Raw genomic sequence first — 16,006 nt, forward strand, 5'->3', positions numbered from 1 at the left:
GCGGATCAGTGCCCCGATGCCGCCGGCCCCGCTTTTGCGGTAAACGGCGGTTTGGCCAGCCACACCAGCAACATCAAGCCCATGAACATCCACCCCAGCAACGTGAAGTAATCCACGGTGGACATCATGTACGCCTGGCTGGTGAGAATCTGGTCCAGTTGGGTATAGGCCTTCTGCCCTGCCCCACCCAGCGCCTGCAACGCATCGCGGGTGGTCGAGTCGTAGACGGTCATGTTCTCGCTCATGTAGGCATGGTGCTGGTCGGCCCGGCGGATCCAGATCCAGGTGGTCAGCGACGCCGCGAAGCTGCCGCCCAAGGTACGCAGGAAGGTCGCCAGCCCCGCGCCGTCGGCAATCTGGTGCGGCGGCAGGTCGGACATCAGGATGCTCAAGGTCGGCATGAAGAACAGCGCCACGCCGATGCCCATGAACAGCTGCACCATGGCGATGTGGGTAAAGTCCACTTCGTTGGTGAAACCGGCGCGCATGAAGCAGCTCAAGCCAATCGCCAGGAATGCCAGGCCCGCCAGCAGGCGCAGGTCGAACTTGTGCGCGTACTTGCCCACGAATGGCGACATCAGCACCGGCAAAATGCCGATCGGCGCCACCGCCAACCCGGCCCAGGTGGCGGTGTAGCCCATCTGGGTTTGCAGCCACTGCGGCAGGATCAGGTTGATGCCGAAAAAGCCCGCATAACCAAGGATCAACACAATGGTGCCGATCCGGAAGTTACGGTGCGCGAACAGCCGCAGGTTGACCACCGGGTGCTTGTCGGTCATCTCCCAGATCACGAACACCGCCAGGGCGATCACCGAAATGGCCGCACCGATGATGATGAAGTTGGACTCGAACCAGTCCAGGTCATTGCCCTTGTCGAGGATGATCTGCAAGGCCCCCACCCCGACAATCAGGCTCAGCAGCCCAACGTAGTCCATCGGCTGGTAGCTGGTGACCACCGGGCGTTTTTTCAGCTGCGCACGCACCACCATCACCGCAAAAATCCCGATGGGTACGTTGATGAAAAAGATCCACGGCCAGCTGTAACTGTCGGTGATCCAGCCACCGAGGATGGGACCCGCAATCGGCGCTACCACCGTGACCATCGCCAATAACGCCAAGGCCATGCCGCGCTTGGCCGGTGGGTAGACCGCAATCAACAGCGTCTGCGTCATCGGGTACAACGGCCCGGCGACCAAGCCTTGCAGCACGCGAAAGCCGATCAACTCAGGCATAGAGGTAGAGATACCGCACAGGAACGACGCCAGCACAAACAGCAGGGTCGCCCACAAAAACAGCTTCACCTCGCCAAAGCGCCGGCTCAACCAACCGGTGAGCGGCAAGGCGATGGCGTTGCTCACCGCAAACGAAGTGATCACCCAGGTGCCCTGCTCCGAACTCACCCCCAGGTTGCCGGAGATCGTCGGCAACGCCACGTTGGCGATGGTAGTGTCGAGCACCTGCATAAAGGTCGCCAGCGACAGGCCAATAGTGGCCATCAACAGGCTGGGTGGCGTGAACGAGGCGTTATTGCTCATCAGCGTTGCGCAGCCTTGGGAGCGGCGACGCTGTTGTCATGGATCAACTGGTTGATCATGGCATCGGCCTCGGCCAATTGGCGGTCATACACGTTGGTGGTGAACGAGGCTTTTTGCGGCGCCTGTTGCGCCAGCACCGGGCCGCTCTGGTCGTGCAGGTCGACGTTGACCACGGTGCTCAAGCCCACGCGCAGCGGGTGCTTGGCCAGCTCTTCGGCGTTGATGTGGATGCGCACCGGTACCCGCTGCACGATCTTGATCCAGTTGCCGGTAGCGTTCTGCGCGGGCAGCAAGGCGAACGCGCTGCCGGTGCCGGCGCCGAGGCTGTCGACGGTGCCGCTGTACTTCACGTCGCTGCCGTAGATGTCCGACTCAATATCCACCGGCTGGCCGATGCGCATATCGCGCAGTTGGGTTTCCTTGAAGTTGGCGTCGATCCACAGCTGGTCCAGCGGGATCACCGCCATCAGCGCGGTGCCAGGCTGCACGCGTTGGCCCAGTTGCACAGTGCGCTTGGCCACGTAGCCGGTAACCGGCGCGATCAAGGTGCTGCGCGCATTGGTCAGGTACGCCTGACGCAGTTGCGCAGCGGCGGCTTGCACGTCGGGGTGGGACGAAATCACCGTGTCATCCACCAGCGCATTGGTGGTTTTCAGTTGTTGCTCAAGGTTGGTCAAGGCGTTCTTGGCGGCGGTCAGGCTGTCGCGGGCGTGGGACAGTTCTTCCTGGGAAATCGCTCCGCCCTGGGCCAGGGTTTTACGGCGGTTGTAGTTGTCCTGGGCGGTTTGCACATCGGCTTTCTGCGCATTGACCTGGGCTTTCATGCCATCGACGTTGCTGTACAGGCCGCGTACCTGGCGCACGGTGCGGGCCAGGTTGGCCTGGGCACTCTGCAGGCCGACGGCGGCGTCGTTGGGGTCGAAGTTGATCAGCACCTGGCCTTCGTGGACCAGGTCGCCATCGTCGGCGCCAATGCTGACCACGGTGCCGGTGACCAGCGGGGTGATTTCCACCACGTTGCCGTTCACATAGGCGTCATCGGTGCTTTCATTGAAGCGCCCGTAGAACTCATACCAGGCCCACACGCCCACCACACTCAGGATGACGATCAGCGCCAGGCCGATCAGCATCACTTTGCGTTTGCGGGGGTTGGTGTCGTTGGGTTGTTCGGTTGCGTTGTTGCTGTCGGCAGTGGCCATGACAAATACCTCAAATTATTCCGTGCGTGTTGCGGGGGTGGTCGCGGCCACGCTGTTGGCGTGGTACCCGCCACCCAGGGCCTGCATCAATTGAATCGACAGGTCGATCTGCGCCGCATTCAGGGTGGCCAGCTGACGCTGGGCCTGCAGCAATTGCTGCTCGATGCTGAGCACATCCAGGTAGTTACCGATGCCTGAGCTGTAGCGCTGCACCCCGGTGTCGTAGGACTGCTGCGCGATGTCGGCCGCGTGTTGCTGGGCCTGGATCTGCCGCCCGGTGTCGCGCAGTTGGGACAGGCTGTTGCCGATATCACCCAAGGCTTGCACCAGGGTTTTGTTGTACTGGGCCACGGCCAGGTCGTAGTCGGCGTCGCGGGCATCGAGATCAGCACGCAGGCGGCCGCCGTCAAAGATCGGCAGCGAAATCGTCGGCGCAATGTTGAAGAAGCGGCTGGCCGAACCGAACATCGCATCGCCCAGCAACGACTCGGCACCTGCGCTCGCGCTCAGGTTGAGGTTGGGGTAGAAGCGGGTCTTGCTGGCGTCGATGTTCTTGCTCGCGGCCTCTACGCGCCAGCGTGCGGCAACCAGGTCCGGGCGACGGCCGAGCAACTCGGCAGGCAGCACCGCGGGCACGGCCACGGCGCTGGGTTTGAGCACCGCTGGGCGGGCCAACTCGTCGCCACGGTCCGGGCCTTTGCCGAGCAATACGGCGAGAGCGATCTTGGCGCTTTGCAGTTGTTTTTCCGCGTCAATCAGTTGCGACTGGGAGCTGGCTTCGAGGCTCTCGGTCTGCTGGAACTGGTATTCGCTGTCGATACCGGAACTCAGGCGGCGTTTGCTCAGGTCGAGCATCTGGCGGGTGCGCTTGAGGTCATCGACGGCCAGGTCACGCACGATATGGGCCTGGCCCAGGTCGCTGTAGGCCTTGGCCACGTTGGCGGCCAGGGTCAGGCGCGCAGCCTGCTGGTCGACTTCGGCAGCGCGGGCCTCGCCCAACGCGGCTTCCCACGCGGCGCGCTGGCCGCCCCAGAGGTCGAAGTTGTAGTTGAAGCTGGCGCCGATGTTACGCACGGTCGAATAGGCATCGCCCTGCCCGCGAGGGTCCTGGTCCTTGGCCAGGCGCGAACGGCTCACGCCAGCGCTGGCATCCAGGGTCGGCATGCGCGCCGCGTTGGCGGCATAGGCCGCCGCTTCGGCCTGATGGGCACGAGCGTCGGCGACTTGCATGTCGGGGCTGTTCTGCAGGGCTTCCTGGATCAGGCCGTCAAGCTGCGGGTCGCCCAGGCTTTTCCACCAGTCAGCGGCCGGCCAGGCCGCGCTCGACAGCGTCACGCCGCTGAGGGATTTGCTGGTGTGCAGGGTATTGGCGTCGAGGCGCTGGCCCTGGGTGTCGAGGCCGCTGTAATTGGCACAACCGGCCAACGTCATCGCCGCCAGCACCAGGCTGAATGCGCGTGTATTCATGATCGACCTACCCGCTGGATCGTGATGGGGTCACCCGCAGCGATCAGCATTTTTTTCAGGATCCGCTCCAGGGTTTCCAGCTCGCCCGGCTCAAGCACGCCGGCCAACTGGTTGAGCGCCTTGGCGCCGATGTGCGGGAGCATGTCCGCCAGGCGTTGGCCCTCAGTGGTCAGCACCAGCTGCACCTGGCGACGATCCAGCTCGGAACGCTTGCGGCTAAGCAGGTCTTTTTGCTCCAGCCGGTCGAGCATGCGCGTCATCGAACCGCTGTCCAGGGACAGGTTGCGGCACAGCTCCGCCGGGGTATCGACGCCGAACTGGGCCATGATGATCAACACCTTGAACTGCGCGGCGGTAATGCCGTGGGGTTCCATATGGGTGTCGATGATGCGGTCCTTGAGAATCGCAGCGCGGCCCAGCAACAGGCCGAGGTGGCAGTTGTGGAAGTTGTCAGGGGTGAAGTGAGGCATCGAAAGTCACCTTATTACTGCCTAGGCAGTGAATGTGTGACGAGATGTTACTGCTTAGGCAGCGAATGTCAAATGGAATAATTAGGTTGCTTGGTAGTTGAGTAACTTAGAGCCTTGGGCAGCAATCAACTCAGGGAGAGTCCAGTTAAGGCTTTTTGTAGGAGCGAGCTTGCTCGCGAAAAACTCACGGGCGCCGCGTGCATTCAGGATGCACGCGTTATCGTTGACGTTTTTCGCGAGCCAGCTCGCTCCTACATTTTTTGACCGGGCAAGGCTTAGAAATCGCGCTTGTAAAAGATATCCAGGGAGCTGGCCACACCCGTCGCCACTTCCAGGTACACCTTCTTGCTCAGCAGGTAGCGCAAGGCAATGGTGTTGGCCGGTTCGAACACCCCTACCCCATAACGCAGGCTGAGCTTCTCGTTGATCTTGCCGCTGGCCACCACCGCAGTACTGTTGCCGGTGCCTTGGGTGTCCAGATCAAAATCCTGAATCCCCAGCTTATTGGCGATATCCGTGGTCACCCCGGCGCTGCCCATCAAGCCCAGGCCCAGGGCGGCTTCGGCGAGCATGTTGTTGTCTTCGCCGGTGTTGGTGCGCGAACGACCCAGCACCAGGTATGACAACGCATCTTCCTGGGCCATGGCCGGCTCGGAGAAGATCTGCGTGGTGGGCTGTTCGGCGCTGCCGCTCAGGCGTATACCGGCGGTCACGGTGCGCGACGATTCGATCACCACGCGCACGGCTTCGATGTCCAGGAAGGGCTGGTCCAGCGGCCCGGCAAACAGCAGCCGTGCACGGCGCACGTTGAGGCGTTGGCCGTAGGCGCGGTAGCGGCCGTCGTTTAGCCACAGCTCGCCGCGGGTGTCCATGTTGTCGCCGATATGCACATGGCCCTGGACCTTGGCGGTGAGGCCGAAGCCGGAGAAGTTGAGCTGGTCTTCGCCTACCTCCACGTCGATATCCATGGCCATGGCCATCGGCGCTTTGCCCTCTTCGGTCTGGCTGCCAATGATCACGGTGTCGTCGGACACCTTGACCGTCGAAGGCGGCAGTTCGCGCACGGTGATGTCGCCACGGGGGATGTGGACTTTGCCGGCAATCGCCAGTTTGTCGTCCTTGAGGCTGATCTTCAGGTCGGGCGCCACTTCCAGCTTGGCGTAGGGTTCCACGGTGACTGGCAGTTGCGAGCCTTTGAGGCTGAGGTCGACCACCAGGGCACGGCCCCAGTCGATCTGCCCCGTGAGGCTGCCCTGCCCGGCCTTGCCGCTGTGCCAGCCGCCGTTGAGCTGCACGCTTTCACCGGCGATCTGCGCCTGCAGGTTCAGGCCCTCGAGGCTGATGGGCAACTCCGGCCCGGAGACTTCACCGTCCACCAGGTTCAGGTTGCCGTTGATCTGCGGCGCGAGCAACCCGCCGGAGATACGGCCGCTGCCGTTGAGCTTGCCGGTGAGTTTTTCAACCATTGGCACAAAGGGCCGCGCCACGGCGAGGTCCAGGCCAGTAAGGCTGAAGTTGCCGGTGATTGGCTTGTTGTTCGGCAGCGGGTTGATCTGCGCCTGCAACAGCAACTCGCCGAGCTTGCCGCCATGAAAGTTGAGCTGAGTGTCGATGCGCTTGGGATTGAGGGTGGTTTCCAGCTTCAGGGTGTTGTAGGGGAAATCCAACCATTGGCCCTTGTCACGCACGCGCAAGGTGCCACCGCTGGCATCTACCGCTACCACACCCTTTGGGCCGCTTTCAGGCAGGTCAAGCTGCACGTCAGCATTGAGCTTGCCCTGCCAGGCGAAGTCTTTGGGCAAAAATGCCGCAAGGCTGTCGAGGGGAAATTGCTTGAGGTGGTAACGCAACTTCGGCTCGGGCATCAGGCGCTGGTCTTCCCCACACAGGCTGGCGCCGCCGGAGACCCAGCAGTGCGCGCCGAAGGTCAGCTTGCCATCGGCCAGGCGTTCGATCTTCGCCGGGGCTTGCAGCCGCCAGTCCTGGCCACCGGCTTGCACGTCGCCACTGGCCAGGCGCCCGCGCCAGTTGTCTTTGTCGAGGTTGCCATCCAGGGCCAGGGCTAGTTTGACCAGCGGGCCGGTCAGGGCCAGTTGGACCTTCTGGTTCTTGATGTCGCCCTGGGCGCTGGCGGTAAGGTTGCCGACTTGCGTCTCGCCGCTTTGAATGCCGTTGGCCTTGAGGTCGAGCTTGGCGCGCTGGGCGCTATCGAGGTTGGCGTCCAGGTTGAGGCTTTGCAGGCGGTTGTCGGCAAAGGCCAGTTGCTGGCCCTTGAGGTCGAGCTTGCCTTGAGGCGCTTTCAAGGTGCCGGCCACCTCGACACGCCCGTTGACTTGCCCGCGCAGTTGCGGCCAGAGCTGGGCCAGGCGTGCCAGCTTGATGTCGATCTGCCCGGCCAGGCGCTGTTGCAGGCTGCCGCTGCCGTTGATGCGGTTGTCGCCCAGGCGGATGTCCAGGTTGGCGAGGGTCCATTGTTCGCCGGCGCCTTCGGCCTTGGCCGCGAGCACGGCGGTTTGGCCACGCAGGCGACCCTTGAGGTCGAGGTCGGCGTTGAGCTTGAGCTGTTCATTCTTGAACTCGCCTTTGCTGCGCAGCGGTCCGGCCAGGGTGCCGGGCAGCTCCGCGACCCAATAGGCCGGGTTCAGCGCCGACAGATCCAGGGCGGTGTCCCAGGCAATGCCGTCGGCAAATTGCAGGTTCAGGTGGCCTTCGGCCTTGCCTTGGCCGGCACTCAGTTTCAGCTCAGGCAGGAAGACCTGCTTGAGGTCGCCACTGAAGGGGGTGACCACATTGAACTTGCCCGCCGGGCCGTCGAGGTCAGCCTTGATATTGCCCAGGTAGTTGCCGTCTTTATAGGAGATTTCACCGTTGAAGGTGCGCAAGGCCACTTGCGGTTCGTCGATGACCGGATAGAGGCGGTGCCAGGGAAAATCCAGCCAGTCGATCTTGGCGTCCGCGCTGAAGCCTTGCTGCCAGTCCAGGTTGGCACTGAGCTTGAGGCTTTGCTTGTCGCCGGCCGTCAGGTCCAGGCCGGCAATCTGCGCGCCCTTGGCGTCAACCTTGCCCTTGAGCAGTAAATCCACCGGGCCTTTTTCGGCCGGTAGCACGGCCTTGCCCAGCAACTGGTAGCCATTGCTCAGGTCACCTTTGGCGCTCAGGTCCAATTGGTTGAGTTGCAGGGTATCGGGCAGGTCTGCGCTGGGTTTGAACGACTCGGAGGTGATGTGCACCTGCGCCGGCAGGTTTTCCGCCAGGGGTTGCAGCTCGCCAGTGAGCTTGGCCGGCAGGTAGCCGCTGCTGTCGGCGTCGAGCTTGAGGGTTTTGAGCAGGTCGCCGTCGAGCTTGAGGGCGATGGTCCAGGGTGCTCCGCCCGGCGCATAGGGCAAGCTCAGGTTACCGGTGGCATTCAGCGGCCAATCGCCGTTGGGTTGCAGCAGGCCGGCGAGGTCCAGCACCAGGTCATCGCGCTGTAGATGCACCGCGTCGATCTGCAGGCCGGCGGTAGTCCAGTGCGCCGCCAGTTGCAGGCCCTTGAGTTCTTCATTGCCGTTGAACAGCAGGCTGCCGATGCGCACATCGCCCAACTGCAGGGCAACCGGCAGCTTCAGGTCGGGCAGTTGAATCGGCCGGCTGTCGCTCTCTTCGGCACTGGGGGCGAATTCCAGGCTGACCTGTTCCACATCCAGTCGGTTGATGCACAGGGTCATGCGCAGCAGGCAGCCGGGCGACCATTCAAACGTAGGGGCATTCAACTCGACGCGGCTGCCATCCTGCTGCCACAGCAGATGGTCGGCGCTCCACTGCCCGCCCAAACGGCCCTGGAAATTTTCCACGCTCAAACCTGGCACCTGGCCCAGGGCCCAGCGACTGCCCGCCTGGGTGCCGAGCACCGACCACAGCGCCAACACCAGCAAGGCGAGGATGGCGACCAGCGCCAGCCCCGCTATTTTCAAACCACGCATCACAGCTCAGGCCCCATGGAAAAGTGCAAGCGAACGCCGCCCGGATCTTCGAGGGCATGGGCCAGGTCGAGGCGAATCGGCCCCACTGGCGACACCCAGCGCACGCCGACGCCCACGCCGGTTTTCAGGCTGGGCAAGTCGAGGTTGTTGAAGGAGTTGCCCTGGTCGACAAAGGTCGCGATACGCCATTTATCGGTGATGGAATATTGATACTCGGCGCTCAAGGCCACCATGTAGCGGCCACCGATGCGGTCGCCGCGATCGTTCTCGGGCGACAGCGTCTGGTACTCGTAGCCGCGCACGCTCTGGTCGCCACCGGCAAAGAAGCGCAAGGAAGGCGGCACGGATTTGTAGCCATTGGTGGCACTGCCGCCAAATTGCGCACGGCCCAGGAAGCGGTGGTTGTCCCACAAGGTGGTCAGGCCCTTGATAGTCGCCGTGCCGTAAAGCAGGTTGGTGTCGGACCCCGCGCCCTCCTTGGCGACCTTGGTGTCGAACATCAGGCGGTAGCCGTGGTGCGGGTCGATGCGGTTGTCGCTGCGCAGGTAGGAATAACTCACGCCCGGCATCAGCAGGTTACTCAGACCCGAATCATTGCCCAGACGATATTCTTCGCGCTGGTACTTGAGGGAGATCACCCGGGTCCAGCCACTGGGCAATTTGCTGTGCCATTCGGGGCCGATGGTGAGCAGCTTGCTCAGGGTGTCGGTGTTGGCGATTTCTTCATTCTGGTAGCCGCCGGCAAAGCGCAGTTTGTCGGTGAGCGGCGGGTCGAGGGGGATGTCGTACCACAGCCCGACGTTCTGCCGTGGCGCCGACAGTTCGGCTTCCCAGCCATAACTGTGGCCCTGGGGGTTGACCCAATGGCGCGTCCAGTTGGCTTTGCCCCGTGGGCCGACGTCGGTGGAGTAACCCAGGCCCAGGCCCATGGTGCGCGGCTTGCGGGTGTCCAGTTGCACCGCCACCGGGATCACGTCATCGGTGGCGGCGGTGGGGCTGGCGTCGACGCGCACGCCTTCAAAGAAGCCGCTGGCTTGCAGGTTCTGATTGAGTTCGGCGACCAGCTCGGAGTCATAAGGCGTGCCGGGCTTGAACGGCACCATGCGCTGCAACAGTTCTTCATCAAAGGGCGTGTCGCCGGTGAAGCTGACCTTGCCCATGCTGTAGCGTGGGCCGCTGTCGTAAATGAGTTCGATGTCGGCCACGCCCGCTTGAGGGTCTACGGCAAGTTTCTGGCTGGTGAAGCGCCCACTGAAAAACCCGTAGCGCGAGGCCTGGTTCTGGATCAGGCGCTTGGCGTCTTCGTAATGGCCGTGGTTGAGCACGGCGCCGGATTTGAGGTCGTCGCTGGCGGGCACGCGAAAGGCCTTGAGGCTCGCAGCCGGGCCATCGACTCGCAGGGTCACGTTGCGCAAATGCACCGGTTCGCCGGGGTCGATGGTGAGGGTCAGGCGCGGGTTCTTGCCGCCCTTCACATCGCTGGCGATCTGTGGCTGATAGTAGCCCAGGGCCTGCGCAGCTTTACGCGCCTGCTCCTCGGCGCCACGGCTGAACCGCAGCAAGGCTTCTTCATCACGATCGCCTACCCCGCCGATGTAGCCTTCGATGTTGGCTTTCAGCGCGTCGTTTGAGGGTTTGATCCGCACGTCCAATTCGCTTTGCGCCAAGGCGCCGCAGCTTGTGAACAGCAGAATCAAGCCGCTGGTAAATCTTCCTGGAAACTTCATAGGCGCGGATGCTACACGAGCGAGGGAGGAACTTTGAACCAGGATTAGTCTGAATAATTCTGTTCTAAGCCGTTGCAGGATGTAACGCCTGGGGATTGGGATGGAAAAACACATGCTCGCGCACCGGCCCTACGGCGACTTCGCCGATTTCCTCATAGCCCTGGCGCTTGTAGAAATCCAGGTAACGGGAGTTGCCGGTGTCGAGCACCACGCCGGATGAATGCGGATCGTCGGCACACCAATTGTGTACCGCTTCCAGCAACTGCTCACCATGGTGCTTGCCCTGGAACTGCGGGTGAATGCCCAGCAGCGGCAACACATGCACAGACTCGGTGGGCAGGCACGCCATGACGGCATGATGGTATTCCAGGTAACGCCGCGTACCGCGCACGCCGGTGCTCAGCCACATACGGATTTGCCAGGCCCAGCTTTCGGTGATGCCCAGGCGCCGCTGGGGCGGTGCAATCAAGGCGATGCCGATCAGCCGGTCGTTGACGAACAGGCCGATGGCCGGGAGTTTCTGAAAGAAGTGCTGCTTGACCAGTTCGCGCACAGTGGCACGTACCCGCTGCTCATAGCCCGCCCGCTCGGCTTCGAAGATGTAGGCGAAGGTCGGCTCATGGCGATACGCCTGGTACAGCAGGGATCGCGCTTCGCGGGAGTAACCGCTATTGAGCAGGCGGATTTCGGCAGTGGCCGTCGAAGTGTCTGGCATAACAATCAATCTCCCTGGGCGCCACTCAAACATGGCGTTCTTATGGGTACGAACCTGCACAGCTCCAGTCGTTCCCACATTAGCAGCGCATTCACCCTACCGCCACGCTGGCCCCCGTCCGACTTGTCGGCTAGCATCGCCCTTTTGCCAGACTGGACTGCCGACCATGAAAATCGTCTCCTTCAATATCAACGGGCTGCGTGCTCGCCCTCATCAGTTGGCGGCGCTGATTGAAAAGCATCAACCGGACGTGATCGGTTTGCAGGAAACCAAGGTTCACGATGATCAGTTCCCGTTGGCCGAGGTGCAGGCCCTGGGTTATCACGTGTACTACCACGGGCAGAAAGGCCACTACGGCGTAGCCCTGCTCTCGCGCAAAGAAGCGTTGAGCGTGCACAAAGGCTTTGCCAGCGATGAAGAAGACGCCCAACGCCGGTTTATCTGGGGCACCTTCGCCGACGAAAACGGCCAGCCGGTAACCATCATGAACGGCTACTTCCCGCAGGGCGAAAGCCGCGACCACCCGACCAAGTTCCCGGCCAAGCAGCGCTTCTATGCAGACTTGCAGCACCTGCTGGAAACCCAGTTCAGCAACGACCAGGCGCTGGTGGTGATGGGCGACGTGAACATTTCCCCAGAGGACTGCGATATCGGCATCGGCGCAGACAACGCCAAGCGCTGGCTGAAAACCGGCAAGTGCAGCTTCCTGCCGGAAGAACGCGAGTGGATGGCACGCTTGAAGAACTGGGGCCTGGTGGACAGCTTCCGCCACCTCAACCCGGATGTGACCGACCGCTTCAGCTGGTTCGATTACCGCAGCCGTGGGTTTGAGGACGAGCCCAAGCGCGGGCTGCGCATTGATGTGATCATGGCATCCACCGGGTTGGTGCCACGGGTCAAGGATGCGGGGGTGGATTACGACCTGCGCGGGCTGGAAAAACCGTCGGACCATGCGCCGATCTGGTTGGAACTGAGCTGACCTCAAAAATAGATTGTAGGAGCGAGCTTGCTCGCGAAGAACTTGAAAGCGCCGCGTTAAAACAGATTCGCTGCGTTATCGTTGACGCTCTTCGCGAGCAAGCTCGCTCCTACAGGGCATCAGGGTTTGCCAGCGCCCGTGTTGGTCATATGGCTGCAATCCAACTGACTTAATCTTGCGGTACTCCCTTTGGCTTGAGACGGTGCCGGCATGATGCTGCGCGTTCTGTTCCTGTGTTTTGCAATCGCCCTCCCCGCCGTGGCGGCCCCTCTGCCCATTCCCGACCAAGGCCCGGCCCTGCGCATCCAGGGCTCCAACACCATCGGCGCGGCACTCGGCCCGGCGCTGGTCAAGGGTTTGATGGAGCATCAGGGCTTGCAGGACGTACACGCTGAAGCGGGTGCGGGGGCCAATGAACAGCGCGTGGTCGGCAAGACACGCCAAGGCCAGACGGTCACCATCGAGGTCGCGGCCCACGGTTCCAGCACCGGCTTTACGGCGCTGAAAAACAACCGCGCCGACCTCGCTGCAGCGTCCCGCCCGATCAAAGACAACGAGCTGGTGGACCTCGCCCCCTTAGGTGATTTGAAAAGCCCAGGCGCCGAGCATGTGATCGCCATCGATGGCTTGGCAATTATCGTCAACCCGCGTAACCCGCTCAGTACCCTGAACACCGAACAATTGGCGCAGATCTTCAACGGCGAAGTCAGCACCTGGGAGGCACTGGGCGGTACAGGCGGGGCCATTCATTTATATGCCCGGGATGATCAATCCGGCACCTTCGACACCTTCCGGGAACTGGTGCTGAGCCGCCGCGGCCAACCGCTCGCGCCGTCGGCCAAGCGCTTTGAATCCAGCGAACAGCTGTCCGATGCGGTGAGCCAAGACCCCCAGGGCATCGGTTTTATCGGCCTGCCCTCTGTGCGCCAGGCCAAGGCGGTGGCGATTGTCGACGGCGACTCGCAACCGATGCTGCCGCTGACCAGCCTGATCGCCACCGAGGATTACCCGCTGTCACGCCGGCTGTTCTTCTACTTGCCACCCTCCTCCCCCAACCCGTGGGCCAAGGCGTTGGTGGACTTTACCCAAGGCAGCCAGGGCCAGGCGATTGTGGCCGCCAATGGCTTTATCGCCCAGCAGGTGCAAGCGATTGGCGTGGCGCCGCGCCCGTCGATGCCCGACGACTACCAGGCCATCGCCCGCGACGCTCAGCGCCTGACGGTGAATTTTCGCTTCGACGAGGGCAGCGCCAGCCTCGACAACAAGGCGCGCCAGGATGTGCAGCGGGTGGTGGCCTATATCAGAAGCCACGGCAAGCTGGATAAACAGGTGACGCTGGTGGGGTTTGGCGACACCAAGAATGACCCACAACGTGCAGCTTTGTTGTCGAAATTGCGGGCGATGGCAGTGCGCCGGGAGCTGGTCAAGAGCGGCGTGGTGCTCAAGGATATTCGCGGGTTTGGCGCGCAGATGCCGGTGGCGGCCAATACGGCGGATGAGGGCCGGATCAAGAATCGGCGGGTGGAGGTGTGGGTATACTGAGGATCGTTGAAGATCGTTCCCACGCAGAGCGTGGGAACGATCATCATCATCAACGATCATCACAGGCGACGCGGTGTTACTGCCCGCCGCGCATCAATTCCCGCGGCACATACTTGCCGATCTCAAACTTGCCAATCGCCGCGCGGTGCACTTCGTCCGGGCCGTCGGCCAGGCGCAGGGTGCGTTGCATGGCGTACATATAGGCCAGCGGGAAGTCGTTGGAGACCCCGGCGCCGCCGTGCATCTGGATTGCGCGGTCGATAACCTTCAAGGCCACATTCGGCGCCACCACCTTGATCTGGGCAATTTCGCTTTTCGCCACTTTGTTGCCCACGGTGTCCATCATGTACGCCGCTTTCAAGGTCAGCAGGCGGGCCATGTCAATTTCCATGCGCGAGTCGGCGATCTTGTCGATATTGCCCCCCAACCGCGCCAAGGGCTTGCCGAAGGCGGTGCGGCTGACCGAGCGTTTGCACATCAATTCCAATGCTCGCTCGGCCATGCCGATCGAACGCATGCAGTGGTGGATACGGCCTGGGCCAAGGCGGCCCTGGGCGATCTCGAAGCCACGGCCTTCGCCCAGCAATACGTTTTCATAGGGTACGCGCACATTGTCGAACAGCACTTCGGCATGGCCGTGAGGCGCATCGTCGTAACCGAATACCGGCAGCGGTCGCAGGATTTTCACGCCTGGGGTATCGACCGGCACCAGGATCATCGAGTGCTGCTGATGGCGCGGTGCATCGGGGTTGCTCAGGCCCATGAAGATCAGGATCTTGCAACGCGGGTCGCAGGCGCCAGAAGTCCACCATTTCTTGCCGTTGATCACCCACTCGTCGCCCTGGCGTTCGGCGCGGGCGGCCATGTTGGTGGCGTCCGAGGACGCCACATCCGGTTCGGTCATGGCAAAGGCCGAGCGGATCTCGCCGCGCAGCAGGGGTTCGAGCCAGCGCTGCTTCTGCTCTTCGTTGGCGTAGCGCACCAACACTTCCATATTGCCGGTGTCGGGGGCGGAGCAGTTGAACGGCTCCGGGCCCAGCAACGAGCGGCCCATGATTTCTGCCAAGGGTGCGTATTCAAGGTTGCTCAGGCCGGCGCCCAGTTCGGATTCCGGCAGGAACAGGTTCCACAAGCCCTCGGCCTTCGCCTTGGCCTTGAGTTCTTCCATGATTGCCGTGGGCTGCCAGCGATCACCTTCGCTGACTTGGCGTTCGAACACCGGTTCGGCCGGGTAGACATAAGTGTCCATGAACGCAGTGACGCGTTCACGCAGTTCCTGAACCTTGGGCGAATAGGCGAAATCCATGAGCAGCTCCCTTCTCTGAGAGGTTGTTTAGGTCATGCATTCGATGCTAGAACAGCGCTGATAATTTACCTAGCCTATTCTCGGCGTGTATTAACATTCATCACCGATATATGATCGGCGTATGAGCACCTAACAATAAGAGCGCAACGAAATGAATCTGAGCAAGGTCGATCTCAACCTCTTCATCGTCTTCGATGCGATCTACACCGAAGCCAACCTGACCCGCGCCGGGCAGATTGTCGGTATCACCCAGCCAGCGGTGTCCAACGCCCTGGCGCGGTTGCGCGAGACCTTCAACGACCCGCTGTTCGTGCGTACTGCCCAAGGCATGGTGCCCACGCCGATGGCGCAGAACATCATCGGCCCGGTACGCAATGCGTTGTCGTTGCTGCGCGTGTCGGTGCAGGAAAGCCGCATCTTCAACCCGCAGCAGGCGGCCAAGACCTACCGCATCAGCATGACCGATCTGACCGAAGCCGTGATCCTGCCGCTGCTGTTCCAGCGCCTGCGTCGCCTGGCGCCGACGGTGGTGATCGAGAGCTTCCTGTCCAAACGCCGCGAAACCACCAAGGAACTCGCGGCCGGGCGCCTGGATTTTGCCGTGGATGCGCCGCTCAACACTGACCCGCAGGTGCGTCACGTCAAGCTGATGGAAGACCGCTACGTGTGTGCCATGCGCAAGGGCCATCCGATGGCGGGCAAGGACAAATTCACGCTGGATGATTACCTGTCGCTGACCCATATCCATATCTCCAGCCGTCGCAACGGCTTGGGTTATGTGGACCTGGCCCTGGGCAAGATGGGCATCCAGCGCAAGATTGCCCTGCGTTCCCAGCATTACCTGATGGCCTCCCAGGTGCTGCAACAGACCGACATGGTGATGACCGTGCCCGAGCGTTTCGCCCGCCGTCATGAACTGCACTGGTTCAATCTGCCGGTCAACAACGTGCCGCCGGTGGAAACCCATTTGTACTGGCACGAAAGCACCGACCAGGACCCGGCAAACCGCTGGATGCGTGAACAGATGATCGAGTTGTGCCAGCAGGTGACGGCCCAGGAAAAGAAAGCCCAGCAGCCTTGACGTTTACGTCAACCTGCAATTAG

General features: G+C 62.1%; 11 protein-coding genes. 3 read left to right on the top strand and 8 right to left on the bottom strand.

The window, feature by feature from the left end; genetic code table 11:
• Positions 1 to 5 precede the first annotated feature (5 nt).
• From E1K68_RS17280 to E1K68_RS17310, 7 genes are all read right to left on the bottom strand, one after another.
• Positions 6 to 1,535, bottom strand: coding sequence for a DHA2 family efflux MFS transporter permease subunit (locus E1K68_RS17280; RefSeq protein WP_003192178.1), 1,530 nt, complete (start codon positions 1,533 to 1,535; stop codon positions 6 to 8).
• Positions 1,535 to 2,734 carry an HlyD family efflux transporter periplasmic adaptor subunit gene (locus tag E1K68_RS17285; RefSeq protein WP_003192180.1) on the bottom strand — a complete coding sequence of 400 codons (1,200 nt, stop codon included), beginning with the start codon at positions 2,732 to 2,734 and terminating at the stop codon, positions 1,535 to 1,537. Before E1K68_RS17285 ends, E1K68_RS17280 begins: the two co-directional genes overlap by 1 nt.
• Positions 2,735 to 2,749: 15 nt before the next feature.
• Entirely contained in the window at positions 2,750 to 4,201 is a 1,452-nt protein-coding gene (locus tag E1K68_RS17290; protein ID WP_137204362.1) for an efflux transporter outer membrane subunit, read from the bottom strand.
• Positions 4,198 to 4,671, bottom strand: coding sequence for a MarR family transcriptional regulator (locus E1K68_RS17295; RefSeq protein WP_003192182.1), 474 nt, complete (start codon positions 4,669 to 4,671; stop codon positions 4,198 to 4,200). The genes E1K68_RS17290 and E1K68_RS17295 overlap by 4 nt, the downstream gene beginning before the upstream one ends.
• Positions 4,672 to 4,946: 275 nt before the next feature.
• The gene (locus E1K68_RS17300; RefSeq protein WP_212614466.1) at positions 4,947 to 8,633 is read right to left on the bottom strand and encodes a translocation/assembly module TamB domain-containing protein; all 3,687 of its coding nucleotides are present in this window, start codon (positions 8,631 to 8,633) and stop codon (positions 4,947 to 4,949) included.
• Positions 8,633 to 10,360, bottom strand: a complete 1,728-nt coding sequence (locus E1K68_RS17305) for an autotransporter assembly complex family protein (RefSeq protein WP_003192185.1) — start codon at positions 10,358 to 10,360, stop codon at positions 8,633 to 8,635. The genes E1K68_RS17300 and E1K68_RS17305 overlap by 1 nt, the downstream gene beginning before the upstream one ends.
• A gap of 64 nt (positions 10,361 to 10,424) precedes the next feature.
• Positions 10,425 to 11,075, bottom strand: coding sequence for a GNAT family N-acetyltransferase (locus E1K68_RS17310; protein WP_034133797.1), 651 nt, complete (start codon positions 11,073 to 11,075; stop codon positions 10,425 to 10,427).
• Between the two features lie 166 nt (positions 11,076 to 11,241).
• Between E1K68_RS17310 and xthA the strand changes: the two genes are divergently transcribed.
• Positions 11,242 to 12,054: an exodeoxyribonuclease III gene (gene xthA, locus E1K68_RS17315; protein ID WP_057710333.1), complete on the top strand. Its 813-nt coding sequence runs from the start codon at positions 11,242 to 11,244 to the stop codon at positions 12,052 to 12,054.
• A gap of 210 nt (positions 12,055 to 12,264) precedes the next feature.
• On the top strand, positions 12,265 to 13,596 hold the full coding sequence (locus E1K68_RS17320) for a phosphate ABC transporter substrate-binding/OmpA family protein (RefSeq protein WP_212614467.1): 1,332 nt from the start codon (positions 12,265 to 12,267) through the stop codon (positions 13,594 to 13,596).
• A gap of 76 nt (positions 13,597 to 13,672) precedes the next feature.
• On the opposite strand, the gene E1K68_RS17325 is transcribed toward E1K68_RS17320, so the two are convergent.
• Positions 13,673 to 14,902 (bottom strand): acyl-CoA dehydrogenase, encoded by a 1,230-nt coding sequence (locus E1K68_RS17325; RefSeq protein WP_034133794.1) that lies wholly within the window; start codon positions 14,900 to 14,902, stop codon positions 13,673 to 13,675.
• A gap of 151 nt (positions 14,903 to 15,053) precedes the next feature.
• Between E1K68_RS17325 and E1K68_RS17330 the strand changes: the two genes are divergently transcribed.
• Positions 15,054 to 15,983 (top strand): LysR family transcriptional regulator, encoded by a 930-nt coding sequence (locus E1K68_RS17330; protein ID WP_212614468.1) that lies wholly within the window; start codon positions 15,054 to 15,056, stop codon positions 15,981 to 15,983.
• Positions 15,984 to 16,006 lie beyond the last annotated feature (23 nt).

The sequence above is a fragment of the Pseudomonas sp. B2021 genome (assembly GCF_018135665.1).
GTDB lineage: Bacteria > Pseudomonadota > Gammaproteobacteria > Pseudomonadales > Pseudomonadaceae > Aquipseudomonas > Aquipseudomonas lactis.